The sequence below is a fragment of the Paracoccus alkenifer genome, from assembly GCF_900108405.1.
In the GTDB taxonomy this organism is placed as follows: Bacteria; Pseudomonadota; Alphaproteobacteria; order Rhodobacterales; family Rhodobacteraceae; genus Paracoccus; species Paracoccus alkenifer.
Genome location: NZ_FNXG01000007.1, coordinates 41,677 through 68,545 on the forward strand (window position 1 = coordinate 41,677; position 26,869 = coordinate 68,545).

Sequence of the window (26,869 nt, forward strand, 5' to 3'; positions counted from 1 at the left end):
CTCCATGACACGCCAGCGCCCGATGGGATGCGAATTGCGGTGCCGCTGCTCATGGCCGGTCCTCACCGGCATCGCGGGCGACGAACAGCCCCTCCGACTGCAAGGCGGTGAGTGCGTCCGGTGCCGCCGGGACGAGCGAAGGGGCATCGTCCGGCGTGCGGTCGGGGGACGCGGGATCGGCAGCGGAAGCGCCTATTTCACGCGCGACGAAGAGCGCCGCCTCGCGCCAGTCGGGCGGCGGAGCGACCGTCGAGCCGCTGCCGGAAGGCCGCTCGCCGAGCAGGATCGGCGTCAAAGCAGCGACATAGGCGCGCGTCTCGGCAGGCAGCGGACGAGCCGTCGCGCGGTATTCATCGTAGCGACCGGGACCGGCATTGTAGGCCGCGAGCATCGCGGCGACATTGCCGTAGCGATCCCACATCTCGCGTAGGTAGGCGGTGCCCGCGAGGATGTTGTCGCGCGGCTCGAAGGGGTCGCGGCCGAGAGCATGGCGGATGCGCAGCTCCGCCCAAGTCGAGGGCATGACCTGCATCAGCCCCATCGCGCCGGCAGACGATATGGCGTGCATATTGCCCGCGCTTTCGACCTGCATCACGGCGATGATCCATGCCGCCGGGATGCCGAACCGCTGCGAAGCCTCTTCGATATGGGCGCCGTGCGGATGCACGGCGACGGCACGACCCATCACGGCGATCTGCGCCAGGCCGGGCAGCGGGGCAATGGCTGTGACGAACAGGCCGGAAAGAAGAAGGAGGAGGATGCGGCGGCGGGCGCCACATCTCCCCGAGGCGGGACGGATGCAGGACGTGACCATGATCACTCCTGCTCGTCGCGCTTCTTTTGGCGGGTCCAGTGCAAGCCCCAGTCGCGGCCGTCTTCGTCCGACTGGAACAGGCGGGCGCGGATCGGCTGCTGGAAAACTGGATCGTCGAGAAGCACGGAGACGAACGGTCCCGCGCGCTCGCCGGAATGTTTCCAGCCTGCGCCGACTTCCGGCCCATACTCATCGCCGAGATGGATGCGATAGGCAGGCGCCTTGTCGGCGTCCGCATTTTCCGACGGCGTGAAGGTCAGCTCGACGTCCAGCGAGAGCGTGCGGAGTCGCCCGGAATAGCCGGACGGGGTGCGGATAAACTGGCCGATCTGTGCCATGGAAGGCTCCTTTCCTATGCGGTGGAGAAGACGCGGGACGGCTCAACGGCCCCGCTCTGGACGCGCTGTCACCGCATCGGCGCGCGCCAGACAAAGCGGCCCTCGCCGTCTTCGTCGGTGAAAAGCGGGATCGCGTGGCCGATCACCGCCGAGGCGGGGAACGGGCCGAAATAGCGGCCGTCGAGGCTGTCGCCGACGTCCGGGTTCATCAGGAACACTTCGCCCTCGGCGATGACGCGACAGCCCTGCCAGACCGGCAGGTCTCGGCCGAAGCTGTCGTGGTCGCGCGCCTCGCCGAGCGGAACGCCGTCGACGATAATGGCGCGGCCATCGCGGCACAGGCGCTGTCCGGGCAGGCCGAGAACGTGCTTCAGAAGCGGCACGTCGCGTGCGACGTAGCCGCGCTCGACCATAAACGAGGCGAAGGGTTCGGGTGGGATGACGGCGACCAGATCGGGCACCGCGATCCGGTCGTCGGGTGCGACAGTATAGAACCCGATCGGCACGCTGGCCGATGCGTTCCAGACCAGCCTTGGCGCAGTCGGAACGAATCCGGCAAAGGCGATCCCGAGCGTGGCAACCGTCGTCACCATGACATAGCGAAAGCGCGTCATGGGGCGATCTCCCGCCGCCAGAGCCATGCCTGATGACGCTCCGCGGTGTAGGGACGCGGCGCTTCGCCTGCGTTTATCCAGTGGGAGACGTGCCGCCAATGATCGGGATCGACTTGGGCCGGATCGACACCTATGGCCTCGATCCCGTCGACATGGCGAAGGACAGCCTCGACCTTCGGCCAGCCTTCGATCTTCAGCAGGATTTCGCCGCCTGGACGGACGAAGGGCAGCGTCTGATAGGACTGGCCCGGCGCAACCGCGCGCAGGATGTCGAGGCGCGAAATGATCGTGCCGTGGTCGTTCGCCGCCCAGCGGACGAACGCAAACACCGTGCCGGGATGGAAGAATACAACACGCCGGTTGCGATCGAGGATCTGCTCACCAGTCGCATGGCCGAATCTGATCCAGTATTCGGTCTTGCCTTCCACCCAGGTCAGTTCCGCGCGGGTCAGATCGCCGTCATGGGCGTCGATGCCGATCATGGGCGGTCTCCCCCTATGTCGGGAAACTCGCGCGCCAGCAGGTCGCGCAGCATGTCGGCGACGGTGATGCCGCGCTGGAAGGCCGCGATCTTGATGCGGCCGCGCAGCGCCGGCGTGATGTCCACGGTCAGCCGCGCCGAATAGGCGTCGGCGGTATCCGTGCGCGGCGGCGGCGCGTCGCCGGCCTTGATCCAGCTATCGGGATCGGCCGGGCGCGTAGCGAAGCTGCGCTTCTCGGTGCGCGCCGTCATGACGAAATTCCGTCATGGAATGGCAGCACGGTGGCGATGCGCGCCCGCGCGCACTCGGCCATGTCGGGGTCGATCTCGCAGCCGAGATAGCGCCGGCCGGAAAGCCGGCAGGCTTCCCCGGCCGCGCCGGAACCGGCGAACCAGTCGCCGACCAGGCCGCCTTCGGGGCAGCTCGTGCGGATCAGGATCTCCAGGAGCGCCGACGGCTTTTCGGTCGGATGGATGGCGCGGCCGTGGCAGTTGCGCAGGTAAATGACCGAGCGCATGAGGCGCGGCCCGCCGTCATGGCTGACATAATGGCCGGCGTCGATCTGGCCGGTATGGGGCGGGCGCGGCTTGCGCCGCACCGTGCGGGCCGTCGCGTCGGGCGTGGTCTGGACGTCGTTGTAGATGTCACGCCAAGCGGTCTCGGCGGGATAGAACTGGACGGCCAGTTCATGCACCCGCTTGAAGCGGTCGGCATGGAAGCCGCTGCCGTTCTGCTTCTCCCAGACTATCTCCTGCGCGATCCGCAGGCCCGCATCGGCGAAGCAGTCGGCGGTCGCCATGAAGCTGCGCAACGAACCGAAGACCCAGAGTGAGCCGGTAGGCGCAAGCGCGGCGCGCGCCAGCGCGACCCAGTCCTCGACACGCCGGTCCCAGGCGAGCGAGGTGTCGCCATAGGGCGGATCGGCGAGGATCATGTCGTAGGGTGCGTGCCAGGGCATCTGTTCGCGGCAGTCGCCGGTGAGGAGCGTCATGCCGATGCCCTCCCGATGCCCAGCCGTCCGACCTCGGCGGCCAGTGCGGCGATCTCGCGCGCCGCAGGTGATCGGGCGGCGATCTCGCTGGCGAGCCGCCCGGTTTGCGCGGCGTCAGCGAAGACGACGCGCTGGCCGATGACGCTGGCGAGCAGCGGCGGATCGTAGTCAGCCAGCGTCTCGGCCGTCTCGCGGGCGATGACGGTGCGCGCGCCGCAACGGTTGAGCACGAAGCGGGCGACGAGCTGGGGTCGGTAGATGCGCGCCTCCGCAAGGAGGGCGAGCATCTCGGCCGAGGCCCAGCCGTCGAACGGCGATGGCTGCACCGGGATCAGCACAAGATCGGCGGCGAGCAGCGCGGAGCGCATGAGACCGGCGACGCGCGGTGGCCCGTCGATGACGATATGATCGGCATCGCGGGCAAGCTCTGGTGCCTCACGATGCAGCGTGTCACGCGCCAGGCCGAGTGTGCCGAAGGCACGCGGCAGGCCCTCACGCGCGCGTTGCTGCGACCAGTCGAGGGCCGAGCCCTGCGGATCGGCGTCGATCAGGGTGACGCGCTTGCCACCCTGAGCCAGTTCACCGGCAAGATGCAGCGCCAGCGTCGTCTTGCCGACACCGCCCTTCTGGTTGAGGAGCGCGATGATCATCGGCCACCCCCCGGCAGATCGAGAGGCAGGCGCGGCGTGTCGGCAGATTCAGGAGCTTCGGTTGCGCTTCGATCAGATGCCGGTCGAGGCGATGTCGGGGCGCCGGATGCCCTCTTCTTCGCGGCTATGCTGAGGCTTCTGGCGGTGTCGCGGATGAGGTTTTCCACATCGCGCGCGCGCTCTTCAAAGTTAGACTCTTCGTTAGACTCTAAGTTAAGGGCGCGATTTCCTGAATGAGTTCCAAGCGTTAAGCCCGGTTTCGGTTCCTGATAGCACGAGCCTCCGGTTCCCGATAGCACGATAGTCCGGGTTCCTGATAGCACGAGGCCATCCACAGGTTTTCCACAGGGCGCGACTGGCTCGAAGGCCAGCAGCATCCGCCCGCCAACCTCGGCCTCAACGAAGAGCGAATAGCCGGGCAGCGGCTGACGCCGGATGATGTCGCGCAGCTCGAAAGCAAAGCGCTTGAACGGCGACAGGCTGCCGGATTTCTGATGGAGATGGCGGAAGTCGAACCGCCAACCATCACGCTGACGGCCGCCGTGCTTGCGCACCAGGCGATAGAGCCAGCGGTCAAGGCCGCCGGTCAGGTCGAAATAGGTCCGGTCGATGGTCAGCACGAGCGCATCATCGAGAACGGCCTGGTAGAACCAGTCCGGCACGATCATTTCGATACCATCGGGCCGACCGCTACGGTCGGTGCGCTCCTGCCACTCGTTGATCCACGAGAAGCGATGCCGACGGCCTTCGACCGGCTGGCGGATCGAGGTGGAAATCGTGGTCGATTGCAGCCGGTCGAGCGCCGCCTTCAGGCGCTGATAATCGCGCAAGCCGGTGCCGCGCCCGACATAGGTGAGGATCTCATAGGGCGTGGCGGCCATCAGCCGAGAGGTGCGAAGGCCACTGTCGCGGGCTTCGACGATCTGACTGGCCGCCCAGATCAGGATATCGGCGTCCCAGATCGTGGCCATGCCGTGATCGGGAACAGCCTCGACCCGGATGGAGACATTGCCGGCTGCGAAGTCGATCGGCGCGATGCGCTTCGACTTGGCGAGGGAGAAGAAGGGATAGGCCATGAGATCCTGTGCGTCTCGTGGCGCGAAATCGCCGGGGAGCGCCCTGAACAGATCCAGTTGCCCACGCTCGGAAAGGGATCGACGTCGCACCGTCATGAAGGAAACCGCGAGAGATCAGCGGGCGTAACGACCGGCCTGCGGGCCGGACGGAAACGCATGACGCTTGGCGGGCAGCACGGAGCCGCGCGGATCGGAGGTCGAGGTCACCGCGCCGCGTTCGGTCCAGGCTTCGAGATCGTCGATGGCATAGACGACGCGGCCGCCGAGCTTGCGATAGGCTGGCCCGGTTCCATAGGTGCGGTGTTTTTCGAGCGTCCGGGCCGAGAGGCTCAGAAAGGTCGCGGCCTCCTTGGTCCGTAGAAAACGCGGCGGCAGGACGACGGGTTCATGTGGCATGATCGGGCCTCCGTGGTGTTGCAAACGGCCACTGCGGATCAGCGGCGGGCAATGACCACGGTGGCGAAGGAAGACCGGCGAGGTGCAGGGCGAAGTTGGGGGGTATCGAAATCGCCCACCATCAGGGGCGAAAGATACCCCTTCCGTATCCGCGACGAGAGCAGCACGGAACTATTCTGAGGGCGATAGCTCGATTTATTCTCCCCCTCACGAACGCCACCGGCATCGAAGTATTCGGGCCGGCGATCCCGAAAAGCCGAAAAGCACACAATTTCAGCTTGCTGTAAGAAATTCACCAACCGGCACAGTCATCAGGTCAGGAGAATATCGGCCCCGAGAGACCGATTTCGGGCATCTTGGAACTGGGGGCAGTGCTCAGCCGCTCCCGCATAACCCTCGAAGACAACGGGAAGATCCCGCCGCAGCCGGATCGGGAGACACGTTTCGCGAAGGCAAGTGGCGGAGGGGATGGGTCTGCCGTCGAGCCTTCTCCAGTTTCAAGTTTTTGATTGTATTATATTTTTTGATGAAGCTGCCTCCTTCAGCTGATGCTTAGGCATCACGAGTTTGGCACATTCGATGCCGTTAGGGGAGATTGACATCCACCCGAGGAATGCGCGCGGCACTGCTGTTTATGAGGATGGGGCGAGTAGTCTGCCTTTCTTCACGGAGAAATTGATCTGCTGCAAGGTTGCGTGCGTAGAGCAAGTCAAAGGCTGATATGACAGAAGGCCTCCGCCTATCTGCGGCGGTTGGACGGAAACTGGGAAGAGGACTTCTCATGCTTCAAGCTACCTTCCTCTATGCTGCAACCGCCGGGGTGTTCCTCGCTCTGGATGTGCTGGGGATCCGGTTTCTGATCCGGCCGGTATTTGAGCGCAATGTCGGCCACCTTCTTGCCGAGCCGTTGCGGCTTGGTCCGGCTGCGCTGTTCTATCTGGGATATGTCGCCGGGCTTGTGTGGCTGGTTTCCTGGCCCGCGCTGAAAGCGAATGATCCCGTTCACGCGCTGATCGGAGGCCTGATCATTGGGCTGATGTGTTATGGCACCTATGAGATGACAAATTATGCCACGCTTGCCGACTGGTCGTGGGAGCAGGTCATTATCGACGGGTTGTGGGGCACGCTCCTGACCGGGTTTTCAGCCTGGGCCGGCGTGGTTCTGCTGTCGGGGCGATTCAACTGAACGATCAGCGCAAGCGCCGTATCAGTCGCAGCGACAGCGCATAAGGCAGGGCCCGTATCAGCTTCATCGCAAGGGTGAAGCGGCGTGGGAAATGGATCTCAAATCCCCGCCGTTGCATCCCGCGCAGCACGGACTCTGCCGCCTGTTCGGCGGTGATGATTGCAGGCATGGCGAAGGTGTTTCGGGCGGTCAGTCTGGTCTGGACGAAGCCTGGACAGACCAGCCGCACGTCCACACGCGGGGCCAGTTCGATCGCAAGCGTTTCGGCAAGGTTGTTGACCGCCGCCTTGGTTGCCGAATATGGCTGCCCCCCCGGCAGGCCGATGTAACCGGCAACCGAGCCGAACAGCACCAGCTGACCGCCATCGCGCAGCAGCGGCGGGCAAAGGCGGGCGACCTCAAGCATGCCCAGTATGTTCACGCGCACCATCGCCTCGGCCCGCATGGGATCGATATCCGCCACGCGACCGGGATCATAAAGCGCGGCGGTGCAGATGATCGCGTCCAGCGGTGCCTCAAGCGTAAGCTGTGCCACCACTGCCCCCAGCGTTTCAGGCTGGGCCAGATCCAGCGGCCTGGCCTGCGCGCCGCCGCACTCCGCCGCCAGCGCCTCCAGCGCGTCGCCATCGCGGGCGGACAAGATCAGTTGCGCCCCTTGCCCGGCCAACGCACGGGCAAGGGCTGCGCCAATCCCGGCGCTGGCGCCAATGATCCAGATGCGGCGGCTCGCATAGTTCATCTTCAGATCCGGAAGATCGGCTGCAACAGCCGCGGAATCAGCGCGTGAAAGCGCAAGGGCGCATCGGTGGCCGCCAGGCAGATGCATGGCTCGTCCCGGCCGGCAACGGGTTGGTGGTGGATGTCGGCATGCGCCACTTCGACGTCGCCGCGATGAAAGTTGCCTCCGCTGTCGGAAAAGCTGCCTTGAAGAACAAGTGTCAGTTCGTGCCCCCGATGCCCGTGTTCGGGGACTGCCTTTCCCGGCGGAATGTACAACAGGCGCAATGAGCCTTCGCGATCGGCGGTCAGGATCTGCTGGCGGATGCCGCCGCCCAGCATGCGCCAGCGCGGCGGCCTTCCGCCCAATTCGTGCATCACGGCAGACGGAAACGGCCCAGATGCGCGCAGAGGCGGCGGCGGGGGCGGTGCGTCTAGTGCAGTCATCATCCGGTCACGCGCGTCGGGTCGCAGGGTTGCGCCTTCTGCATGCTGCAAAAGCGCACCGCCGATCATGTCGCCCGCCTCCTGGCCGGCACGGCATTGATCGCAAAGCGACAGGTGCGCGGCCACGACCACACCAAAGGCATGTGGCAAGGTGCCTGCGCGATACGCGTCAAGCATGTCGTCGGGAATATGGTGGTGGATGCTGATCATGGTGCGATTGTCCTCAGCTCATGCCTGAGACGTTCAAGGCCAAGGCGGATGCGGGACTTGATGGTGCCAAGCGGCAAGCCCGTCATTTCGCTGATGCGGCTGTGTGGAATGTCGTCGAAATAGGCAGCGCGCAGCGCCTCGGCCTGTTCCGGTGCGAGGCGCGCAAGTGCGTCTGCCAAGTGGCGCGCTTCCTGCTGCAGCGCAATGATCTGGGCGGCGTCGGGTTCCAGGCTCTCGATCTCGGGCATCTCGTCGGGCTGGGCCAGCGGACGGCGGCGGGCCATGTCGATGCGCCGGTTCCGGGCAATGCCATAGATCCAGCCGGCTGCATCCGCGCGGTGGGGGTCGAACTGTCCGGCTTTGTGCCAGACCGCCAGCATCACATCCTGCACCACGTCCTCGGCAGTGCCGTCGCGCAACCCGCCGCGGAGCATCATCGCCTTAAGCCGTGGCGCGAAATGGTCAAAAAGCCTCCCGAACGCCGCGCGGTCGCGGCTGTCGCGGACGGCGATCAGATCGCGACTCAACTCGGAAAGATCGTCCATCGGTTGCTGATCTTCCCCCCTGAAACCCAAAGCACCTTCATCGACCAACGGCAGGACCGTGGATCTTAGCATTTCATAGGACCTTGGCCCAACAGGCGCAAATGCGGCGTTCATGCGGCACTTACGGGGGACAGTGCGTTTCAGATCATTTTGACAGAAATTTTTTTGCTGATTGATCCGAAGCCGATCTGCGCGCGTAAGGATGGCGAAGAACCAGTGGAGGCCAGATGCCTTTTGACTTGACCAGAGGCTCTCCGCAGCGGATCGCTATCATCGGCGGCGGCATTTCAGGCCTGGCTAGTGCTTGGCTGCTGTCACGCCACCATCAGGTGACGCTGTTTGAGGAAGCGCCCAGGCTTGGCGGCCACGCGCGGACGGTTCTTGCCGGCAAGCGGAGCGATCAGCCGGTGGATACCGGCTTCATCGTGTTCAATCATGTGAATTACCCGCATCTGACGGCGATGTTCCGCGACCTCGATGTGCCCATCGTCAAAAGCGACATGAGCTTCGGTGTCTCGTTGGACGGCGGGCGGGTGGAATATGCGCTGCGGTCCGGCGACGCGCTGTTCGGCCAGCGCCGCAATATTGTGGACCCGCGCTTTCACCTGATGCTCCGCGACATCCTGCGCTTCAACGCTGGGGCCGAGTCCGAGGTTGCGGCAACTCCTGACCTGACCATCGGCGCGCTGATCGACCGGATGCGTCTGGGTGCCCGGTTCCGCGCTCATTACCTCTACCCCTTTTGCGGGGCGATCTGGTCCACGCCCGATCACGACATCGGCAAATTCCCGGCCCGTGCGCTTGTCCGGTTCATGCGCAACCACGGGCTTCTTGCGCGGGGCGAGCATCACCAGTGGTGGACGGTGGACGGCGGCTCGATCCGCTATGTCGAGCGGCTGACGGCGGCGCTGGTGCGGGCCGGGGTTGATCTGCGCACCGGAACCGCCGTTCGGGCGGTCACGCGAACGGGCGGGATTGTCACCCTGAGCGCGGAGGGGGCGCAAGCTGAGGTATTCGACCACGTCATCCTTGCCGCCCATGCCGACCAGACGCTCGCGATGCTCACAGATGCCAACGCCACCGAACGCGCGGCCCTTTCGTCGATCCGGTTCCAGCCCAATCACGCCGTTCTGCACGCCGACCCATCCGTGATGCCGCACCGCCGCCGCTGCTGGAGTTCGTGGGTCAGCCGTGGCGATACAGGGCTTGCGTCTGTGGGCGTGACATACTGGATGAACAGGCTTCAGAATATCCCCGACGACGATCCGCTTTTTGTCACGCTGAATCAGCGTGACGGCATCGACCCGCGACTGATCTACGATCAGGTGACGTTCCGCCATCCGGTCTTTGACCTGGCGGCGCTGGACGCGCAGGCGCGGATTGCAGAGATGCAGGGTAATCGCAACACCTGGTTTGCCGGCGCTTGGCTGCGCAACGGCTTTCACGAGGACGGCTTTGCCAGCGCCATGCGCATCGCGCGTCGTTTACTGCCTGCTTCGGTGCTGCCATGACTCTCGCGGCGCGTCTTCAGGCAGGCGAAGTGCTGGCAATGCCGGCGCTGGTGACACATGCCCGGCGCGGCGACTTGCGCCACAGCTTCCGCACCCACGCCGATCATGTGTTGCTGGCGCCCGAGCACGTTCGCCCGCCCCGGTTGATGAGGCATAACCGATTCGGGTTGATTTCGTTTCACGATAGTGACCATGGCGGGCTGCGCGGCTCGGGCACCGGCGCCCCCTGGGCCTTGGCACAGCTTGCCGCTGCCGGGCTTGCGCCGCGCCGGGGTATGGTGCTGGCGCTGCTGACGCAGCCGCGGTTTCTTGGCTACTGGTTCAACCCGGTCAGCTTCTGGATGCTGATCGAAGATGATGCGCTTATCGCGGTGATTGCAGAGGTCAACAACACATTCGGCCAGCGCCACAGCTACCTGCTGGCCCAGCCCGACCTTGCGCCGATCAACGCCGAATCGGCATTGACGGCGCGCAAGGTCTTTCACGTCTCGCCCTTTCAGGATGTGGCGGGTAAATACCAGTTCCGGTTCGCCCTGCATCCTGACCGCATCGCCATCCGCATCGACCAAATGGATGGCACGGGTGGCATCAACACCGCCATGACCGGGCCGCTGATCCCGCTGACCAACCGCGCAGTGCTTGCGACGGTTTTTAGTCGGCCTGGCGGCGCGTTGCGCGTGATTGCACAAATCTATTGGCATGCGCTGCGGCTGAAGCTGAAAGGTGCCGCCTATCGCCGCCGCCCAGAGCCTCCGGACCAGGAAATCACCCGATGAGCCTTGAGACACACTCCCTGAAAACCCGCTTTCTTTCGGCCCTCGAAGAGATCGGCGACGGCATCGTGACCCTGACCACGCCCGAGGGCACGCGCCACCGATTTGGCACCGCCGGCCCCGAGGCCGACTTGCAGATCCGCAACTGGCGGCTGCTGCCGCGTCTGGCGCTGCGCGGAGATGTGGGGCTGGGCGAAGGTTGGATCGCAGGCGACTGGCACAGCGAGACACTGGAGGACACCCTGTCGCTGGCCCTGCGCAACCTTGGCCTTCGGACTGCGTGGGGAGAGCCGGGGCGGTTTCAGGCCATGCGGATGCGGCTGGTTGACCGGCTGGTGCGGCTGAACAGCCTTCGCGGCTCGTGGCGCAACATTCGCGCCCATTACGATGTCGGCAACGAGTTCTATCAGCTCTGGCTCGACCCCGGCATGACCTATTCCTCTGCACTGTTTGGCGAAGGCGATGATCTGCACCGCGCGCAGGCGCGCAAGAACCGGCGGATTCTGTCCCAACTGGCACCGGGCGAAAGCCTGCTGGAAATCGGCTGCGGCTGGGGCGGGTTCGCCGAAGCTGCAGCCGGGCGGGGTCACAACGTGACCGCGATCACGCTTTCTCCTTCGCAAAAGGGCTATGCCGACGCCCGGCTGGATGGCCGTGCCGAGGTGCGGCTTCAGGACTACCGTCAGGTGACGGGCCAGTTTGACAACATCGTGTCGATCGAGATGATCGAGGCGGTGGGCGAACGCTATTGGCCAACGTATTTCGCCGCCCTCAAGACGCGACTGGCGCAGGGTGGACGGGCAGTCTTGCAGGCTATCACTGTCCCGGATGCCGAGTTTTCCGTCTATCGCCGCCGCTCCGACTTCATCCGTCAGCATGTGTTTCCCGGCGGCATGCTGCCCTGTTCCGCCATTATCGCCCATGAGGCGGCAAAAGTCGGGCTGCGCGTGCGTGACAGCCACGCTTTTGGCCAGGACTATGCCCGCACATGCCGAATCTGGTGCGAGACGATGATGCAGCAGCGCCCCCGTATCCAGCGGCTGGGTTATGATGACACCTTCCTTCGCGGATGGCAGTTCTATTTGGAGGGCTGCGCCGCTGCCTTCGCCACCGCGCGCTGCGATGTGGTGCAGGTGACGCTTGGTCACGCGGATGAGGCGGCTTGAATGACGGCGCCGGGCATTCTTTGGCTGACCCGCGATTTCAGGCTGCGCGATAACCCCGCGCTTCTGGCGGCGATTGCCGACGGGCCGCTGCTGACGGTGTTTTTCATCGACCGGCTGACCATGGCGCAGGGCGCGGCCAGCCGCTGGCGGCTTGAGCGCGCACTCCGCATCTTTGATGCGGCACTTCGGGTCCGCACCGGCGGAAAGGGCATCGTCGTGCTGCGCGGCGAGGCGCATGAAATCCTGCCGGCGCTGATGAAGCGGCTGAGCGTGCGTCAGCTGCACCAGTCGGACTGGCCCACGGTGGAAATGCAGGCGCTGCAAGACCGTATGCGCGCGGCGCTGCGGCCCCTGGGCGCCGGGCTGATCCTGCATCCGGGGCATCTTCTCGTCCATCCCGGCGCGGTCCGCAGCGGAAATGGCGGGGCTTACCGCGTCTATTCCCCCTTTGCGCGGGCGGTACGGCAGCGCGGCCCCGACCGGCCCGCCGCCGATGCCCCGCCGGGCATTGAACCCTGCACGGAACCGCTCGGCGGGCTTGACCTGAGCACCCTCGATCTGGCGCCGGACCTGCACCGCGGCCGCGCCGCGCTGGAGCGATTTGCCGCGCCTGCGGGCGAAGAGGCCGCGCTTGCCGGGCTGGATGATTTTCTCGACCGCGCCTGCGCTTATCCCCGCGAGCGGGATCGCCCCGATCTCGACGCGACCTCGCGCCTGTCCGATCATCTGGCGGTAGGCGAGATCAGCCCTCGAACGATCTGGGCAAGGGCCATGCTCAGGGCGGAGATATCGCCAGAACATGCTGCCGGCATCGACAAATTTCTGTCCGAGGTGCTTTGGCGCGAATTTTCCTGGCACCTGCTGATCGGCTTCCCGGAAATGCCGGTCGCCTGCTGGCGTTCCGAATGGGAGGGCTTTCCTTGGCAAAAGGACGGCGCAAGCCTGATCCGCTGGCAGCGGGCTGAAACCGGAGTGGCGCTGGTCGATGCCGGGCTGCGCGAGATGTGGTTGACCGGACAGATGCACAACCGCGTGCGCATGGTGGTCGCAAGCTGGCTGACCAAGCATCTGCTCATCGACTGGCGGGCGGGACTGGCACATTTCGCCGATTGCCTGACCGACTGGGATCCGGCGTCCAATGCGATGAACTGGCAATGGGTGGCGGGCTGCGGCCCCGATGCCGCGCCATATTTCCGCATCTTCAACCCCGAAAGGCAGGCGGAGCAATATGACCCTCGTGGCGACTATCGTCGGCGCTGGCTTGCCGGGTTCGACCGTGCCGCCGGCCCCGAGGCTGCGGCATGGATCGAAAGCACCCCGCGCGACTGGCATACCGGACCATGGCGCGCGGGCCCCTCTGCCATGCTGGCGGAGGGGCGTAAGGCCGCGTTGGCGGCACTGGCACATTTCCGCGCCAACACATCGGAGACCTGACATGACTGATCGCGTCGCAAGGATTGCCGTCCTTCTGCTGGCTGTGGCCTTTGCCGTTTCGCCCTTCCTGTCGAACGGCTTCGGTGGTTTCTACCGCGAAAGCTTCCCCGTGCAGGCAGACCGCTGGCCCGCCCAGCCGGTCGGATGGGCATTTTCCATCTGGGGATTGATCTATCTGGGACTGATCCTCGCCGCCGCATGGGCTCTATGGCGCCCGGCAACCATGCCGCAATGGCCCCGCGCCGCCAGTCCCCTTGGCATCAGCCTGTTCATCGGCGTCTTCTGGATCGAGGCCGCCATGCGGTCCCCACCGATCGCCACGGTGATGATCCTTGTAATGGCGGCTGCGGCCATCATTGCGATGTTGCGTGCCGGTGACAGCTGGCGCGAATGGGCGCCGGTCGGTCTCTATGCCGGCTGGCTAACGGCCGCAACGGGCGTGGCCGTTTCGGTGGTGGCGACCGGATACGGCATCCTGTCGCCGCGTACAGCCGCCATCGCACTGATCATTTGCGTCCTGATTGCGGCTGTTGCGGTCGCATCCGCCCGCCCGCGCCTCTGGACCTATCGCGCCGGGGTGATCTGGGCGCTGTTCGGCGTGATCGTTGCGAACGTGGGCGCGGGCGACTGGCTCATCGCCACGATTTGCGGCGCGGGGATCCTGATGCTTGCGCTGTTCGATCGCTTCATCCCCGGATCCAGCCTTCGCTGATCCGTATAAATCAAAACCCCGGCCGCAATGGCCGGGGTCATCTGGTTCATGCACGACCAACAGTGCCATTTGCCTCAGTTGGCGGGCGGCATGATGACCGTGTCGATGACATGGACCACCCCGTTCGAGGCCGCGATATCCGCCGCGGTGATATTCGCGTCATTGACCTTGGCACCGCCATCGAGCGTGAAAGTCACGTCGCCGCCCTGGACGGTAGCTGCCGTCATCCCCTCGGTCAGGTCCGAGGACATCACGGCACCGGGAACCACATGATACGTCAGGATCGACACGAGCTGATCCCTGTTTTCGGGCATCAACAGCGTATCGACCGTGCCCTCGGGAAGAGCCGCAAAGGCAGCATCGGTGGGCGCGAAGACGGTGAACGGGCCTTCACCTTTCAGCGTGTCCACCAGCCCGGCCGCCTGCACCGCCGCAACCAGCGTCGTGAAATCGCCCGCTGCAACGGCCGTATCGACAATGTCCGACGTGGCATCTTGCGCCATGGCGGCACCCGCCAGCATGGCCGTCGTCGCAGTCGCCATCAGAAATTTGCGCAGCATTCCGGTTCTCCTTTGTGTCAAGCAGTGCTTTTCGCAAAGGGCCTCGTTTCGAGCCCTCGATGTTCTTTACGCAGGTCGCCCCCAGCCAGATCAAACTTGTCGTCAGGAAAATTCGATCTGCGCGCGCGGATGGCGCGTAATCCGAACAACCATCACGCAAGGGGGAACGGGATTACCAAGGTTTTGATCTATGGTGGCTCGGGCGCGACGGGCGCTGCGTTGGCGCGGCTGCTTGTCGCCGCAGGTCACAATGTGCATCTGACCGGCCGAAGCGAGAGCCGCCTTGCTGCCGTCGCCGCCGAAATTGGCGCGAGCTATACCGTCGCCGATGTTATGGACGAGACAAGCTTCGCACGCGTCAGCGCCGAGATTGATCACCCGCTGTCGGGGCTGGTCTATGCGGTGGGCAGCATCACCCTGCGGCAGCTCGCGCACTTGTCGGCGCGGGCAATGGCTGATGACTTCCATCTCAACGCCCTAGGAGCGGCGCTGGCGGTACAGGCGGCCTTGCCTGCCCTGAAGGCGGCAGAGGGCGGGGCGTCGGTTGTGCTGTTTTCGTCGGTCGCGGTCGGGCAGGGTTTTGCCAATCACGCGTCCATCTCGATGGCTAAAGGCGCGGTCGAGGGCCTGACGCGCGCCTTGGCAGCCGAGTTGGCGCCGCACATCAGGGTGAACGCGATTGCGCCCTCTCTGACCGAAACTCCGCTGGCCGAACCCCTGACCGCCGATGCACGGATGGCAGCTGGTATTGCGCAACTGCATGCGCTGCAACGGCTTGGCCGTCCTGACGATCTTGCTGAAATCGCCGCATTTCTCATCTCAGCCCGGTCTGGCTGGATTTCAGGACAGGTCTTGGGGGTTGATGGCGGGCGCTCCCGGCTGAGGAGCCGAGGGTAAATCAACATTGAATGACCTAGCGCTGCATGGCGTGGGTGACGTCTACTACCTTTTCACGGCTAAAGCAGATCCTGATCTTCGAACTGCGATCAGTAATCCGTCTCAAGGTAGACCCCGGCGCAGTCGTAGGTGACGGCAGCAGCCGTCGTGCCGGTGTTGAGGTAGGGGCGGACGACAGGAACTGCGTCGCGGCGGGCAGATCGGCGATGATCTCCTGTTGAAAGACTGTGCCCGGCACTACATCCACCACCCTGTACCCAGACGGAACTGCCATTTGGTGGAGTGGTAACGAATAGGATCATCACGCCGCCCGTTGTCATTGCGATCCTCCTTTCGCCGCTCAACCGACCTTGCTGCCCCAGAAGGACGTATGGTCGGCCGCGAAATATCCATCCGCCGCGCGAAAGTTGCCCTGCAGCTCGACGGTGTCGCCTTGTGCAAGCGGTGCCATGGTCTGCAGCCAGAGCGCCGTCGCCTCGGAGACACGCGCGCCGGAAACTCCCCCCGCGAGCCGCGGATTTCCGTTATGCCGTTCAGCACCAGCCAGCCGCGCATCCGCGCATTGGTGCTGGAGTTGATCTTGTAGAGCAGCGTCGCGCCGAAGTGCCGCGCGCCGGCGACCGGCGCGGCGAAGTGGCTGTTGCCGACGCAAAGCCGCACTATCGTGGGCGGCGATGACGCAGGAGTTTCCGATAACCGCCGGCGACCATTGCACGGGCATCGCGCAGGAGTGCCTTGATGGCATGACGGGCCGAGGATGCTTGCCATTCGTCCCGGTCAAGCCGGCCGGTGTTCAGAAGAACCCGCGCGATCTCCTGCTGCGTGGCGCCAGCCCGATGGCCATCGAAGGCCCGCAGCATCCGTCGGAGGCGCGCGCGTTGCTGGCGTGTCATGCGTGTATCCGGCGGGATCGCGCGACCATGCAGGGCGGAAAGGAAGCGTTGAATGGCCTCGATCCGGTCGAAACCGGCGAGGCTGAGAGGGACGACGGCGACCGCGATCGCGTCCCCCTTAATGGCGCCGTCGAAGATCTGGAGCTTCTGCCCATTGCCAAGCGGGACGTGGAACTCTGCGCCAGCGTTCTCGACCGAGAAGTCGAGGCGCCAGTTCAGCGGAGCGCCGTCAGTGCTGTCGCCAAGTTCCAAAGGGACTTCGGTCAGCACCACCACACTTGTGTCCTCCGCTGGGAGCCAGAAGACCGGCGCATCGGGCGGCGGGACCAGCGGATCGACCGGGAAATCGCAACCCCCAGCGCTGCCGGATCCGTTCGGTCAGCGGTTGGGGGTCTCCTTGGTCGGCAATCGAGGCTTCAAAATCTGCGTCATAATCGTCATTGCGGCGCAGCCATTCCCAGGCCAGATCGGATGCCGTCAGTTCATCCAGATGGTCGTATTGCGCCGAAGAACGCCAGGTCGATGCGTCAGGGGTCATCGCGGCCTCCCGAATCCACTCAAACGAATAGGGAAGGCTCAAGATTCCCGCATGAGTTGCGTTTCGGAAGTCAGGCGCTGGTCAACAGGTGATGCGCGGCACGCATCACGGGTCAGGTCTTGCGCTGACTTTCGCGGACCAGTTCGCGGTAGCCGTGTTCGGTCATCCAATGCGCGCGAGCGAGATGAGTATCATGGATGGAGCGGCAGCGGTCGGGATCGCACTCTGGATCGAGGCCAAAGAGAACCTGCACAGCTTCGCGCCAATCGGCGCCATCACGCTCGGCATCGAGAAGGCGCATGTAGAGCTTCATGTGCTCGCGATCATAAGACGTCAGCGTCTGGCTGGACGGTGGTGTGTCGAGATATGTCTGTGTCGCGCGGCCCATCATTCGCTCACGTTCGGGTAACGTATTTGTTAACCATCTTCGGCGGAAGATAGCCATTCCTTTTGACGAGAACCTGACATCACGCTGGCCGCTATTTCACCGTTTGTCGGTGTTGGCCCCATTGTGTTGCAGCAACACGCCCTCGCCCTTGTCCGTCGACAGGAATACGATCCCGGCCGCTTCGAGAGCGCGGCGCACCTGGTCACGGGTGGACTCGAACACCTCGAGCCCGCTTTGGGATTCGAGGCGTTTGAGTGCGGTCAATGCGACTTGGGCCTTGTCGGCGAGCGTCTCCTGTGTCCATCCCAGTAACGCGCGCGCAGCCCGTGATTGGCGAGCGGTGATCATACATGATCACCTCCCACCGGGATATGCACGCACTCCAGAACTACGGCTATAATAGTCGTTCTCGCTGTGAGCACCAGCCGAAATTCAGGTGCAATTATCAAGGATAGAGAGACGACGCTCCCGTCCATGCCCGTCTGATTCGGTCGCTGGACCTTGCCAGAAGCGGCGGGCGCGATCCGGTGAAGCAGGAGGGAAACCCGGCGGCTTGCGCCGCCGGGCCTCGGGTTCCCGATCAGAACGGAATGTCATCGTCGTCGATGAACTTGCCGTCGTCGTTCTGGGTCTGCTTCGCCCGGCTCAGGAAATCGACCGTCTCGGCGATGATCTCGCAGCCGTAGCGATCGACCCCGGCGGCATCGGTCCATTTCGTGTAGTGGATGCGGCCGCGAACCAGAACCTTCATGCCCTTGTCGCAATGCTGCTGGACCGTCTTGCCGAGGCCGTTGAAGCAGGTGATGCGGTGCCATTCGGTGTCCTGGACCCGATAGCCGTTCTCGTCGCGCAGGACGCGGCCTTCCGAATAGCGGGGGCGCGAGGTGGCCAGGGTGAAGTGGGTGATGCCGGTGCCGCCCTGGGTGGTGCGGGTTTCGGGGGCCTGGCCGATGTTGCCGGCGAGGATGACGATGTTCTGCATTGTAGGTCTCCGTTGCTCCTCGGAGGGACCGTCCCTCCGACGAGACCCGGCCAAGGCCGTCGGAAGACTCCTGCAACTGCCGCCCTTGCTGCAGCTTGCCCCCAAGGCCCCAGGTGGGGCGGGCAGCCGCGCTTGCGCGGCAACACGGCTGGGAGCCGCGGGGGTTGCTGGTGGAAGCCGAACGGACTTAGGGGATCAGTCAGGCGGAGGGATGGTGCTTTCGAAAGCAGATCGGGGACGCACAGCAGAACCATCGTCCTTGCTGGCGACAGCGGCCAGGCAGGCCCCCTGCGAACCGAGACCACCGGCATGGCACTCGTTCAACCGTCTTTGCCGGTCAACGTCGTGTCCGCCGCCGGAAGGCCCTGTCATCCGCGATGTGATCGAACAGGCTATCGGGTTCTCATGCCCGCTATGACACCGTCCTGCTTCATCGGCCAAAGGCTCGGTCCCACAGCATCGTGAAGGGGCAAGGAAGGTGTTCTCGGAGGCCCTACGAAGCGAGGTGGACCGATGCAGCGGGGTATCGACCGCAAAGAACTGCGGGTTCGCACCGATGAACCGTTTCCAGAGCCGGGCGAAGCGGGCCGGGAGCGACGGCGACATGCCCGCGATGAACTCACTTTCCGTCTTGGGTGGAACGACCGAGGCCCTATAGCGCAAGCTGCCGGGTTTACTCGGAGGTGGCGGATCGCGGCGGGAGTTTCAGCGCGAGAACACCGACTCGCCGAGGGCGTTCAGATTGACGATGGCCGAGATGCCGATGACGAGACCGCCCATGCCGCCGAACAGGTTGAGAACCAGCCCCGAGTCGATGGCGTTCTTGGTGATGCCATAGAGAAGGGCATAGCCGGCGATGACGGCGGGCACGGAGAAGAGAGCGAGCGCAATGAGCCGCAGGGCCGGGTTCTTCGCGAAGCCAAGAGTCACGATCACAAGCGCGATCGAGAGCACGGCGGCGCCGATGGCCATGAGGCCGGACATCACGACCCCGGCGCCCGCGCCCCAGGCATATTGCGCGGCCGTGATGGCTGCCATGACGGGCAAGGCATAGATCGCGAGATTCCAGGCGATCACGCAGGCCGCGATGGTGAGCGAGATGGCGAGCAGGATCAGCGTCATGGAAACCTCCAGAGAACGGTTGGGGATCACGACAGGCTGCCGGGAGATGCGCTCCGCCTGCGACTATGCTGCTTCGCCGGTTCTGCAAGGATGTTCCATCAAAGGCGCGGCCTTGCATCTTGTCAAGTATCGGCGGCCGAAAGCCGCCAGGCGGCGCTTACGCGCCGCCCTCGAACTTCATGACCGGGATGCCGAGCTTGCGGGCCTTGTCGGCGAGATTCTCCTGAATCCCGGTGCCGGGGAAGACGAGGACGCCGACCGGCAGGACGTCCAGCATGGCATCGTTTCGCTTGAACGGCGCGGCCTTGGCGTGCTTGGTCCAGTCGGGCCGGAAGGCGATCTGAGGCACCTTGCGGTGATCGGCCCAGCGGGAGGCGATCAGTTCGGCTCCCTTCGGCGACCCGCCGTGCAGCAACACCATGTCGGGGTGCTTGGCATGGACCTGATCGAGCTTCGCCCAGATCAGCCGGTGATCGTTGAAGTCGGCGCCGCCGGTCACGGCCACCTTGGGACCGGGGGGCAGCATCACCTCGGTCTCGGCCCGGCGTTTCGCAGCCAGAAAGTCGCGGCTGTCGATCATCGCGGCCGTCAGGTTGCGATGGTTGACCATCGAGCCAGAACGCGGCCGCCAGGCGCTGCCCGTGTGCTGCTCGAAGGCCTCGGCGGCGAGGTCGCGGAAGAGTTCCATGCTGGCGCGCCGTTCGATCAGGGTCTGCCCTTCTGCCGTGAGGCGTTCGAGTTCGACCGATTTCACCTCGCTGCCGTCCTGTTCCCGCTGCATCCGGCGCTGCGCCTGCTCGTTGTCGTCGAGATCGCGTTCGACCCGGCTGGTGGCGCGGTGGAAGAGATTGACGGCGCCCCAGAGCAGTTCTTCGAGATCGGGTTCGAGACGGGTGTCACTGAGCGTCGCCACAAGGGCGTCGAAGATGTCTGTGACGGCTACAGCGACGGTATTGCCCTCGGGGAGCGGTCGCGGATCAGGTTCGTCTTGGAACGGGCGCCAGCCGTAGAGCTGGAGTTCGGTGAGGGCGTGATCGGTCTGGGAGGAGGTGTGGACCGGCTCGGCCCCTGCATATTCGGGATCAAACGTCATCGGTTGCGTCCTTCGTCTGGAGACCGCGCCCATCGCGGCCTTCGCAGGCGTCGAAGCGCACGGGCGGGACGGGCTGGCAGCCCTCGCCCGCTCTGCGAGGGCCTTGATGGCCGGGTGCGGCTAATTTGCCTTTCGCGATGCAAAGGCGGCACAGCCGCCGGCGGAAATTAGTCGCTCCCGGCCATTGCCTGCCCGTCCCGCTTGTGCGCCGATCGCCCTCTCGAGACAGGCCGTGGGTGCGGGACTCTCCGACGAGGGCTGCTCCTGGCGATGACCTGAAACCGAGACCGGCACGGGGCGAAGCTGGGCCGCGCCTCCGGGACCGATCACGCCCTCACCCTTCCATGAAACGGTGGACGTCTTCGGGATGAAGCTGATCCTTCAGGGTCGCCCTGAGGGCATTAGCGCCGTAGCGTCGCAGATCATCGTTGAAATCGCCCTCACACGGCGTGAGCGATATCGCCTCGATCCCGAGGCTCGCTGCTCTGGCCACCAGACTGTCTCTGGCACCATTTCCGGCCGGATCGCGATCCCTGACGACATAGAGCCGGCGCAGCGACGGCGGGAACAGGATGGCAGCGAGGTGAGCGGCCGAAAGCGCCGCCAGCATCGGCATGCGGGGCAGAACCTGACGGGGCGACAGCACGGTCTCGATGCCCTCGCCAGCGGCGAGCACCTCAGCGGCGGTGCCGAAGCGGACGGCGTGGCCGAGAAGGTCGCCCATCGCCCGCCGCGGTGTCTCGACAGCCGCCTTGCCAGAACCGTCCGGGGCGAGCCAGGTGCGGTGCGCGCCGGTCTGATGGCCGGAGAGATCGGTGACGGCGGCAACGAGGGCCGGCCTGATCTCGGTGGGCGAATGCTCGTCAGGTCTATAGTAGCACCGGGGATGGAAGCGCAGCGCGGCGGTGCCCGAAAGGGAGGTGATCGCCCGCCCGCTGAGGTAGGTCGCTGCAAGCGTACCGAGGATCGGCTGCGCCATGGCGAAGAGCCGCCGCGACGCTTCAGGCGAACCGGGCGCGCTGCCGGATGTGCTGCCGGTTGGCGTCCTCGTCGACTCCGGCTCGGGATGCGGGAGGGCGAGGAAACGGCGCGCCTCCTCGGCCACGTCCCTGAAGTCGACCAGCCCGAGCGTCTCGCGGATGACGTCGAGCAGATCGCCATGCTGCCCGGTGGCCATGTCGGTCCATTTTCCCGCCGCGCCCTTGCCGGCTTCCGGCCCAGTCAGGCGCACGAACATCGATCGGCCGGGGTTGTTCTGCACATCGCCGACGAGCCAGTATCGCCCGGCGCGGTGGCCGGACGACAGGTAGTGGCGGCAGACCGCCTCGGCCTCGCGGCCGAGACGGATCGCCAGTTCAGAAGCGTCGTGACGCGCCATCAGGCGGCCTCCCGCTCGCCGATGCGCTCGACCGGCCAGCGGTCGAAGAGCTTGGCGAGTACGGCGGGTCCGCTGGCATCGACCGGCACGAACATGCGCAGCTTCCAGGAGATGATCTCGTGGAACAGCCCATAGGCCGTGAGGCGCTGGCGCATGGTGTCGGTGAAACCCGACAGCTCGATCCGGTTTGCCCCCATGACCCGGACCCGGCGAAGCTGGAGGCCCTCAGCGAGATCGAGGATGGTCCGACTTTCCAGCAGCGCCGCGAAGGCATCGTCCGGCGAGACCGAGGTGATGCCGGTCTCGGTCGCATTGGCCGCCCAAGCCGGGGAGACCTTGCGGCCGATGATGCGCTCGCCGGCGTCAGACTGAAGCCGATAGACGCGAGTGGAGTCGTTCGGCAGCCGCTTCCAGATCGGTAGCAGCAGGCCCGTCACCATGTGCAAGGTGGACTCGGCGAACTCCGGCACCTCCGCGACTTCGGCTTCCCAGGCCGATGCGAAGGCATCCCTGTCGGCTTCGACCCAATGGGTCTCGCGCATCATCCTGACCTGGACGTTCTGCGCTTCCATCGGCCGGATCAGCCGGACGCGGCGCTCGATCTCGCCATCGTCCAACATCACGCTGGTGGTGGGGATCTGCACCGCTGCCCGGCCTGAGCGCTCGTTGATCAGCAGCCTGGCGCGGGGATCGTCGAGTTCCGCCAGCGCGGCGTCGAGCGTCACCGGGCGGTTGCGCCTGCGTTCGGTGATGGTCAGCAGGCTGGTCTCGGCCCCGGTGCGCGGGTGCGTGTAGATCACCTGCCGATCCGTCACTACGAAGCTCTCGGCGCGCAGGGTCTCCAGCCCGGCGTCATAGGTGCCGGAGGCGATGGCGCCCTCGATGCGGGCGGTCAGAAGTTGTTCGAAGGCGGTGAAGAGGATGCCCTGAAGCTCGATGGTCAGCGCCAGCAGCCGGTTGAGGAAGGTGGTGATGGCCGGCAAATTGTCCTTGATGCCGTTCGCATCCATCAGCTTCAACCCGGTGGCAGCCTCGAACCGCTCCAGTGAGCAGCCGTCGACCTTGCCGCGCACCAGCAGGAGATAAAGCTGGCGCAGCGCGTCACGGGCGTAATGCGATTCCAGGTTATCTTCCGGGCGGAACAGGCCCTGACCACCGGTCTGGCGCTGGCCGCGCGTAATCGCGCCCAGCGTGTCAAGACGGCGGGCGATGGTCGAGAGGAAGCGCTTCTCGGCCTTCACATTGGTCGAGATCGGTCGGAACAGTGGCGGCTGTGCCTGGTTGGTGCGATGCGTGCGGCCGAGGCCCTGGATGGCGGCGTCCGCCTTCCACCCGGCTTCGAGGAGATAGTGGACACGCAGCCGGGTATTCTTCGCCGACAGCTCGGCGTGATAACTGCGGCCGGTGCCGCCGGCGTCAGAAAAGACCAGCACGCGCTTGGCATCGTCCATGAAGGCATGCGTCTCGGCCAGATTGGCCGAACCGGCACGGTTCTCCACGACAAGCTGGTCGATGGTGACGCCGCGCTTGCGGACGATACGGCGCGAACGCCCCGTCACCTCGGCCACCGTGTCGGTGCCGAAATGCTGGATGATCTGATCCAGCGCGCCGGGGACCGGCGGCAGCGATGCCAGACTGGCGATCATCTCGTCGCGCCGGGCCACGGCCTCGCGGCTCTCGACCGGCTGGCCGTCGCGATAGACCGGACGCGAAGACAGGTTGCCCTCCGAATCCGTGAACGGCTCGTAGAGCTGCACCGGGAAGGAATGGGCGAGGTAATCCAGGACGTATTCACGAGGTGAGAGGTCCATTTTCAGATCGCCCCATTCCTCGGTGGGGATCTCCGCCAGCCGCCTTTCCATCAGCGCTTCGCCGGTCGAAACGATCTGGATGACGGAGGAATGGCCCGCGTCCAGATCGCTGGTGATCGACCGGATCAGCGTCGGGGTTTTCATGGACGTGAGCAAATGCCCGAAGAACCGCTGCTTGGCAGACTCGAAGGCCGAGCGGGCGGCGGATTTGGCCTGCCGGTTCAGCGTGCCGGAACCGCCGTCGCCGCCGGTGATGTTGGCGGCCTGCATCGCCGCATCGAGATTGTTATGGATGATGGCGAAGGCATCGGCATAGCTGTCGTAGATGCGGACCTGTTCAGGGGTCAGTTCATGGTCGAGCAACTCGTATTCGACGCCTTTGAACGACAAGGACCGGGCGGTGTAGAGGCCGAGGGCACGCAAGTCGCGCGCCAGCACCTCCATCGCCGCGACGCCGCCGGCCTCGATCGCCTCGACAAACTCGGCTCGGGTCGAGAACGGGAAATCCTCGCCGCCCCAGAGGCCCAACCTTTGCGCATAGGCGAGATTGTGGACGGTGGTGGCGCCGGTGGCCGAGACATAGACCACGCGGGCCTGCGGCAGGGCATGCTGGAAGCGCAGCCCGGCGCGGCCCTGCTGGCTGGCGGCGACATCGCCGCGTTCTCCCTTGTCTCCGGCGGCATTGGCCATGGCATGCGCCTCGTCGAAGATGATGACCCCATCGAAGTCAGAACCCAACCATTCGACGATCTGCCTGACCCTGGAAACCCGTTCGCCACGGTCGTCGGAGCGCAGCGTGGCATAGGTTAGAAACAGGATGCCTTCGTTCAGCGTGATGGGCTTGCCTTGCGGGAATCGCGACAGCGGCGTGACCAGCAGCCGCTCCATGCCGAGCGCCGACCAGTCACGTTGCGCGTCCTCCAACAGCTTGTCGGATTTCGAGATCCAGATCGCCTTACGCCGCCCCTGCATCCAGTTGTCGAGGATGATGGCGGCGGATTCCCGACCCTTGCCGACGCCGGTGCCGTCGCCGATCATGAAGCCCTGACGGAAACGGATTGCTCCCTCGGCATCCTCCGGCGCGGCGGCGAGATTGTCGAGCGTGTCATCGATCGTCCAGCCCCCGGCGAGGAAGCCCCCATGGGCCTCGCCCGCATAAATCACGGTCTCCAGCTGCGCCTCGGACAGCTTGCCGAGAATGTCGTTGGGAAGCGTCGGCCGATAGCTGGGCTTCGGCGGCGCGATGCTCGCCATTGAGGCCGACTGCACGAGCTGGGTAGGATGCGCCTGCGCCCCGTCGATGCGGATGGTCTGAAGCCCGTATTCCTCGTAGATCGCGTCGGAGAGGCCGCCGCCCTCGGCCGGTTCCCAATCCACGGTCTCGTAGGCGACCGGCACGGCCTCCGGTTCCGCAAGGGGCGCGGCGGGCGCGGATCGCGCGGCGCGGTTGACGTAGCCGCGCACGGTGCGGGGCGCGGTGGGTCGTGCGACCGGCACCGTCAGGCCGGGATCGACCGGCAGCCGCGTGGGAAGCAGGTCGGCTAGCCAGGCGATCAGCGTGGCCACGTCCGGGGCGACACCTGGCGCGGGCGGAAACACCGCCGCATCTTCGGCGGGCAGCTTATCGATGACGGTCAGCCGCGTGTCGATGGTGGTGCCATGCTTAGCATAGACCGAACCATCGACGGCGGTGGAGAATACCACGCGGCCGCGCTCCTGCAGCCGGGTCCAGGATGCCGTCCACGCCGGATTATCGGGGGCGAAGCTCGCGCCGGTGATGGTCACGAGCCGTCCGCCGGGCGCAAGACGCGCCAGCGCCGAAGCGACATGGCGGAAGGCAGCATCGGCCACGCGGCCCTCGACATGGGCCATGACCGAGAACGGCGGATTCATCAGCACGACGGTCGGGATCAGGCCGGGATCGAGATGATCGTCGATCTGGGCCGCGTCGAAGTGGGTGACGGACAGGGCCGGAAAGAGGGAAGTCAGGAGACCGGCGCGCATCTCGGCCAGTTCGTTGACGAGAAGCGTACCGCCGGCGATCTCCGCCAGGATGGCGAGGATCCCGGTGCCGGCCGAGGGCTCCAGCACGCGGTCGGCAGGCGTGATCGCCGCCGCCGTGACCGCCGCGAAACCGAGCGGGATCGGCGTGGAGAACTGCTGGAAGGTCTGCGCTTCTTCCGAGCGGCGCGTATGCGTCGGCAGAAGCCCGGAGATCTTGCCGAGCTGCGGCAGGATCGCCGTCGGAGATCCGGCTCTACGGAAAAGCGCTTTGCCGTATTTGCGCAGGAAGAGGACGGTGGCCGCCTCGCAAGCATCATAGGCGATCTTCCAGGTCCATGCGCCGGTAGCGTCGGAAGCGCCGAAACCCGCTTCCATCGCGCCGCGCAGCGTGGCGGCGTCGACACGCTGACCGCGTTCCAGATGCGGCAGCAGCAGACCGGCAGCGGTGAAAACGCAGGCTGCGGTCTCGGCGCCATGGTCGAGCGGAAGCGGCGCGGTGGCGGATGCCGCCGCGGATGCGGAAATCATGTTCATCGGGGATTCCTCGGGAGAGCAAGTCAGGATCAAGCCGGGCAGCGCTCTCTCTCGACCGCACCGGCTCAAACCCCTTCCGGCACATCTCTCGCTCTGAAGCCGTGGCGAAAGCAGGCATGAAACAAGCGCCCGACCGTCAGGCTGGGCGCTTGTGGGTTTCAGTCGATGGCCTGGAAGATCGCCGCCGCCTCCGGGTGATTGGCGGCATGTTCGTAGAGACGGCCATAGCCCTCGGCGAGTTCGTCGTCATCGTAGCGGAAGGAAAGATGCGAGAAGGCGAAGAGCGTGGCGATGATCCCAGCCGCATCGCATGAGACCTCGCCCTCGAAACCGTTGCCTTCGCAGAACAGGAGGTAACGGGGCTTTGATGTCGGCGCGAGATAGAGCGGCTGGCCGGCGCGTTCGTAGAAATCCCAAAGCCCGCCGCCGTAGTCGCCGGGACTGAGGATCTCCATGAAGCGGAAGACGGTATGCTCGCCGATGATGAGCAGGCGTCGGCCGAAAAGGCGCGGCAGGAACTCCATGCGGCGCTCAATGGGGACACGGGTTGCGGCTTGAGAAGCAAGTTCGGGCAAAGCCATGATCGGTCTCCGAGAGGAAAAGGGAC

Annotated in this window: 30 protein-coding genes; 7 read left to right on the plus strand and 23 right to left on the minus strand. The window is 65.2% G+C overall.

Features of this window, described 5'->3' with window-relative positions:
• Positions 1–49: 49 nt before the first annotated feature.
• The 9 genes from BLW83_RS14130 to BLW83_RS14170 all read right to left on the minus strand — a co-directional run bounded on the left by BLW83_RS14130 (position 50) and on the right by BLW83_RS14170 (position 5,361).
• Positions 50–814 carry a lytic transglycosylase domain-containing protein gene (locus BLW83_RS14130; RefSeq protein ID WP_090848889.1) on the minus strand — a complete coding sequence of 255 codons (765 nt, stop codon included), beginning with the start codon at positions 812–814 and terminating at the stop codon, positions 50–52.
• A gap of 2 nt (positions 815–816) precedes the next feature.
• Positions 817–1,152, minus strand: coding sequence for a DUF736 domain-containing protein (locus BLW83_RS14135; RefSeq protein WP_090848890.1), 336 nt, complete (start codon positions 1,150–1,152; stop codon positions 817–819).
• A 68-nt stretch (positions 1,153–1,220) separates the two neighbouring features.
• Positions 1,221–1,766 (minus strand): S26 family signal peptidase, encoded by a 546-nt coding sequence (locus BLW83_RS14140; protein ID WP_012092632.1) that lies wholly within the window; start codon positions 1,764–1,766, stop codon positions 1,221–1,223.
• A complete protein-coding gene (locus BLW83_RS14145; protein WP_012092631.1) occupies positions 1,763–2,248 on the minus strand; it encodes a DUF2840 domain-containing protein in 486 nt (161 codons plus the stop codon). The genes BLW83_RS14140 and BLW83_RS14145 overlap by 4 nt, the downstream gene beginning before the upstream one ends.
• Entirely contained in the window at positions 2,245–2,499 is a 255-nt protein-coding gene (locus BLW83_RS14150) for a hypothetical protein (RefSeq protein WP_058099080.1), read from the minus strand. Before BLW83_RS14150 ends, BLW83_RS14145 begins: the two co-directional genes overlap by 4 nt.
• Entirely contained in the window at positions 2,496–3,239 is a 744-nt protein-coding gene (locus BLW83_RS14155) for a DNA-methyltransferase (protein WP_090848891.1), read from the minus strand. Before BLW83_RS14155 ends, BLW83_RS14150 begins: the two co-directional genes overlap by 4 nt.
• Positions 3,236–3,889, minus strand: a complete 654-nt coding sequence (gene parA / locus BLW83_RS14160; protein ID WP_090848892.1) for a ParA family partition ATPase — start codon at positions 3,887–3,889, stop codon at positions 3,236–3,238. The genes BLW83_RS14155 and parA overlap by 4 nt, the downstream gene beginning before the upstream one ends.
• Complete coding sequence (locus tag BLW83_RS14165) at positions 3,886–5,061, minus strand: replication initiator protein A (RefSeq protein ID WP_090848893.1); 1,176 nt, start codon at positions 5,059–5,061, stop codon at positions 3,886–3,888. Before BLW83_RS14165 ends, parA begins: the two co-directional genes overlap by 4 nt.
• An 18-nt stretch (positions 5,062–5,079) precedes the next feature.
• Complete coding sequence (locus BLW83_RS14170; protein WP_012092626.1) at positions 5,080–5,361, minus strand: helix-turn-helix transcriptional regulator; 282 nt, start codon at positions 5,359–5,361, stop codon at positions 5,080–5,082.
• A 781-nt stretch (positions 5,362–6,142) separates the two neighbouring features.
• On the opposite strand from BLW83_RS14170, the gene BLW83_RS14175 reads away from it, so the two are divergent.
• Entirely contained in the window at positions 6,143–6,547 is a 405-nt protein-coding gene (locus BLW83_RS14175; protein WP_090848894.1) for a DUF2177 family protein, read from the plus strand.
• A gap of 4 nt (positions 6,548–6,551) precedes the next feature.
• Here BLW83_RS14175 and BLW83_RS14180 read toward each other — a convergent pair whose 3' ends face one another.
• Genes BLW83_RS14180 through BLW83_RS14190 form a run of 3 tightly spaced genes read right to left on the minus strand, consistent with a single transcriptional unit; the run spans position 6,552 to position 8,580 of the window.
• Positions 6,552–7,373: an SDR family NAD(P)-dependent oxidoreductase gene (locus BLW83_RS14180; protein ID WP_245728903.1), complete on the minus strand. Its 822-nt coding sequence runs from the start codon at positions 7,371–7,373 to the stop codon at positions 6,552–6,554.
• Positions 7,289–7,921, minus strand: a complete 633-nt coding sequence (locus BLW83_RS14185) for a ChrR family anti-sigma-E factor (RefSeq protein WP_090848896.1) — start codon at positions 7,919–7,921, stop codon at positions 7,289–7,291. Before BLW83_RS14185 ends, BLW83_RS14180 begins: the two co-directional genes overlap by 85 nt.
• Positions 7,918–8,580, minus strand: coding sequence for a sigma-70 family RNA polymerase sigma factor (locus tag BLW83_RS14190; protein ID WP_245728904.1), 663 nt, complete (start codon positions 8,578–8,580; stop codon positions 7,918–7,920). The genes BLW83_RS14185 and BLW83_RS14190 overlap by 4 nt, the downstream gene beginning before the upstream one ends.
• A gap of 113 nt (positions 8,581–8,693) precedes the next feature.
• Here BLW83_RS14190 and BLW83_RS14195 point away from each other — a divergent pair, with 113 nt between their 5' ends.
• From BLW83_RS14195 to BLW83_RS14215, 5 genes are read left to right on the plus strand one after another with little or no spacing between them, the layout of a single operon-like run.
• Positions 8,694–9,977 (plus strand): NAD(P)/FAD-dependent oxidoreductase, encoded by a 1,284-nt coding sequence (locus BLW83_RS14195; RefSeq protein WP_090848897.1) that lies wholly within the window; start codon positions 8,694–8,696, stop codon positions 9,975–9,977.
• Positions 9,890–10,753, plus strand: coding sequence for a DUF1365 domain-containing protein (locus tag BLW83_RS14200; protein ID WP_245728905.1), 864 nt, complete (start codon positions 9,890–9,892; stop codon positions 10,751–10,753). The genes BLW83_RS14195 and BLW83_RS14200 overlap by 88 nt, the downstream gene beginning before the upstream one ends.
• A complete protein-coding gene (locus tag BLW83_RS14205) occupies positions 10,750–11,916 on the plus strand; it encodes an SAM-dependent methyltransferase (RefSeq protein WP_090848899.1) in 1,167 nt (388 codons plus the stop codon). The genes BLW83_RS14200 and BLW83_RS14205 overlap by 4 nt, the downstream gene beginning before the upstream one ends.
• A complete protein-coding gene (locus BLW83_RS14210) occupies positions 11,917–13,350 on the plus strand; it encodes a cryptochrome/photolyase family protein (protein WP_090848900.1) in 1,434 nt (477 codons plus the stop codon).
• 1 nt (position 13,351) lies between these two features.
• On the plus strand, positions 13,352–14,062 hold the full coding sequence (locus tag BLW83_RS14215; RefSeq protein ID WP_090848901.1) for a tryptophan-rich sensory protein: 711 nt from the start codon (positions 13,352–13,354) through the stop codon (positions 14,060–14,062).
• Between the two features lie 74 nt (positions 14,063–14,136).
• Here BLW83_RS14215 and BLW83_RS14220 read toward each other — a convergent pair whose 3' ends face one another.
• Positions 14,137–14,622, minus strand: a complete 486-nt coding sequence (locus BLW83_RS14220; RefSeq protein ID WP_090848902.1) for a fasciclin domain-containing protein — start codon at positions 14,620–14,622, stop codon at positions 14,137–14,139.
• A gap of 96 nt (positions 14,623–14,718) precedes the next feature.
• On the opposite strand from BLW83_RS14220, the gene BLW83_RS14225 reads away from it, so the two are divergent.
• Positions 14,719–15,519 (plus strand): SDR family NAD(P)-dependent oxidoreductase, encoded by an 801-nt coding sequence (locus tag BLW83_RS14225; RefSeq protein WP_218139141.1) that lies wholly within the window; start codon positions 14,719–14,721, stop codon positions 15,517–15,519.
• 659 nt (positions 15,520–16,178) lie between these two features.
• Here BLW83_RS14225 and BLW83_RS14240 read toward each other — a convergent pair.
• The 10 genes from BLW83_RS14240 to BLW83_RS14285 all read right to left on the minus strand — a co-directional run bounded on the left by BLW83_RS14240 (position 16,179) and on the right by BLW83_RS14285 (position 26,843).
• On the minus strand, positions 16,179–16,685 hold the full coding sequence (locus BLW83_RS14240) for a DUF2285 domain-containing protein (protein ID WP_245728907.1): 507 nt from the start codon (positions 16,683–16,685) through the stop codon (positions 16,179–16,181).
• Entirely contained in the window at positions 16,642–16,992 is a 351-nt protein-coding gene (locus BLW83_RS14245) for a transcriptional regulator domain-containing protein (protein ID WP_238986825.1), read from the minus strand. The genes BLW83_RS14240 and BLW83_RS14245 overlap by 44 nt, the downstream gene beginning before the upstream one ends.
• A gap of 70 nt (positions 16,993–17,062) precedes the next feature.
• Entirely contained in the window at positions 17,063–17,395 is a 333-nt protein-coding gene (locus BLW83_RS14250) for a DNA -binding domain-containing protein (RefSeq protein ID WP_425433971.1), read from the minus strand.
• Positions 17,396–17,434: 39 nt separating this feature from the next.
• Complete coding sequence (locus tag BLW83_RS14255; protein WP_058099093.1) at positions 17,435–17,686, minus strand: helix-turn-helix domain-containing protein; 252 nt, start codon at positions 17,684–17,686, stop codon at positions 17,435–17,437.
• A gap of 232 nt (positions 17,687–17,918) precedes the next feature.
• Complete coding sequence (locus BLW83_RS14260) at positions 17,919–18,320, minus strand: single-stranded DNA-binding protein (RefSeq protein ID WP_012092621.1); 402 nt, start codon at positions 18,318–18,320, stop codon at positions 17,919–17,921.
• A 705-nt stretch (positions 18,321–19,025) separates the two neighbouring features.
• A complete protein-coding gene (locus tag BLW83_RS14265) occupies positions 19,026–19,442 on the minus strand; it encodes a hypothetical protein (protein WP_090848926.1) in 417 nt (138 codons plus the stop codon).
• Positions 19,443–19,599: 157 nt separating this feature from the next.
• A complete protein-coding gene (locus BLW83_RS14270; protein WP_090848904.1) occupies positions 19,600–20,535 on the minus strand; it encodes a DUF2493 domain-containing protein in 936 nt (311 codons plus the stop codon).
• A gap of 334 nt (positions 20,536–20,869) precedes the next feature.
• On the minus strand, positions 20,870–21,913 hold the full coding sequence (locus BLW83_RS14275) for a DUF7146 domain-containing protein (protein ID WP_090848905.1): 1,044 nt from the start codon (positions 21,911–21,913) through the stop codon (positions 20,870–20,872).
• Complete coding sequence (locus tag BLW83_RS14280) at positions 21,913–26,262, minus strand: strawberry notch family protein (protein WP_090848906.1); 4,350 nt, start codon at positions 26,260–26,262, stop codon at positions 21,913–21,915. The genes BLW83_RS14275 and BLW83_RS14280 overlap by 1 nt, the downstream gene beginning before the upstream one ends.
• A gap of 158 nt (positions 26,263–26,420) precedes the next feature.
• Entirely contained in the window at positions 26,421–26,843 is a 423-nt protein-coding gene (locus BLW83_RS14285) for an antirestriction protein (protein WP_090848907.1), read from the minus strand.
• Positions 26,844–26,869 lie beyond the last annotated feature (26 nt).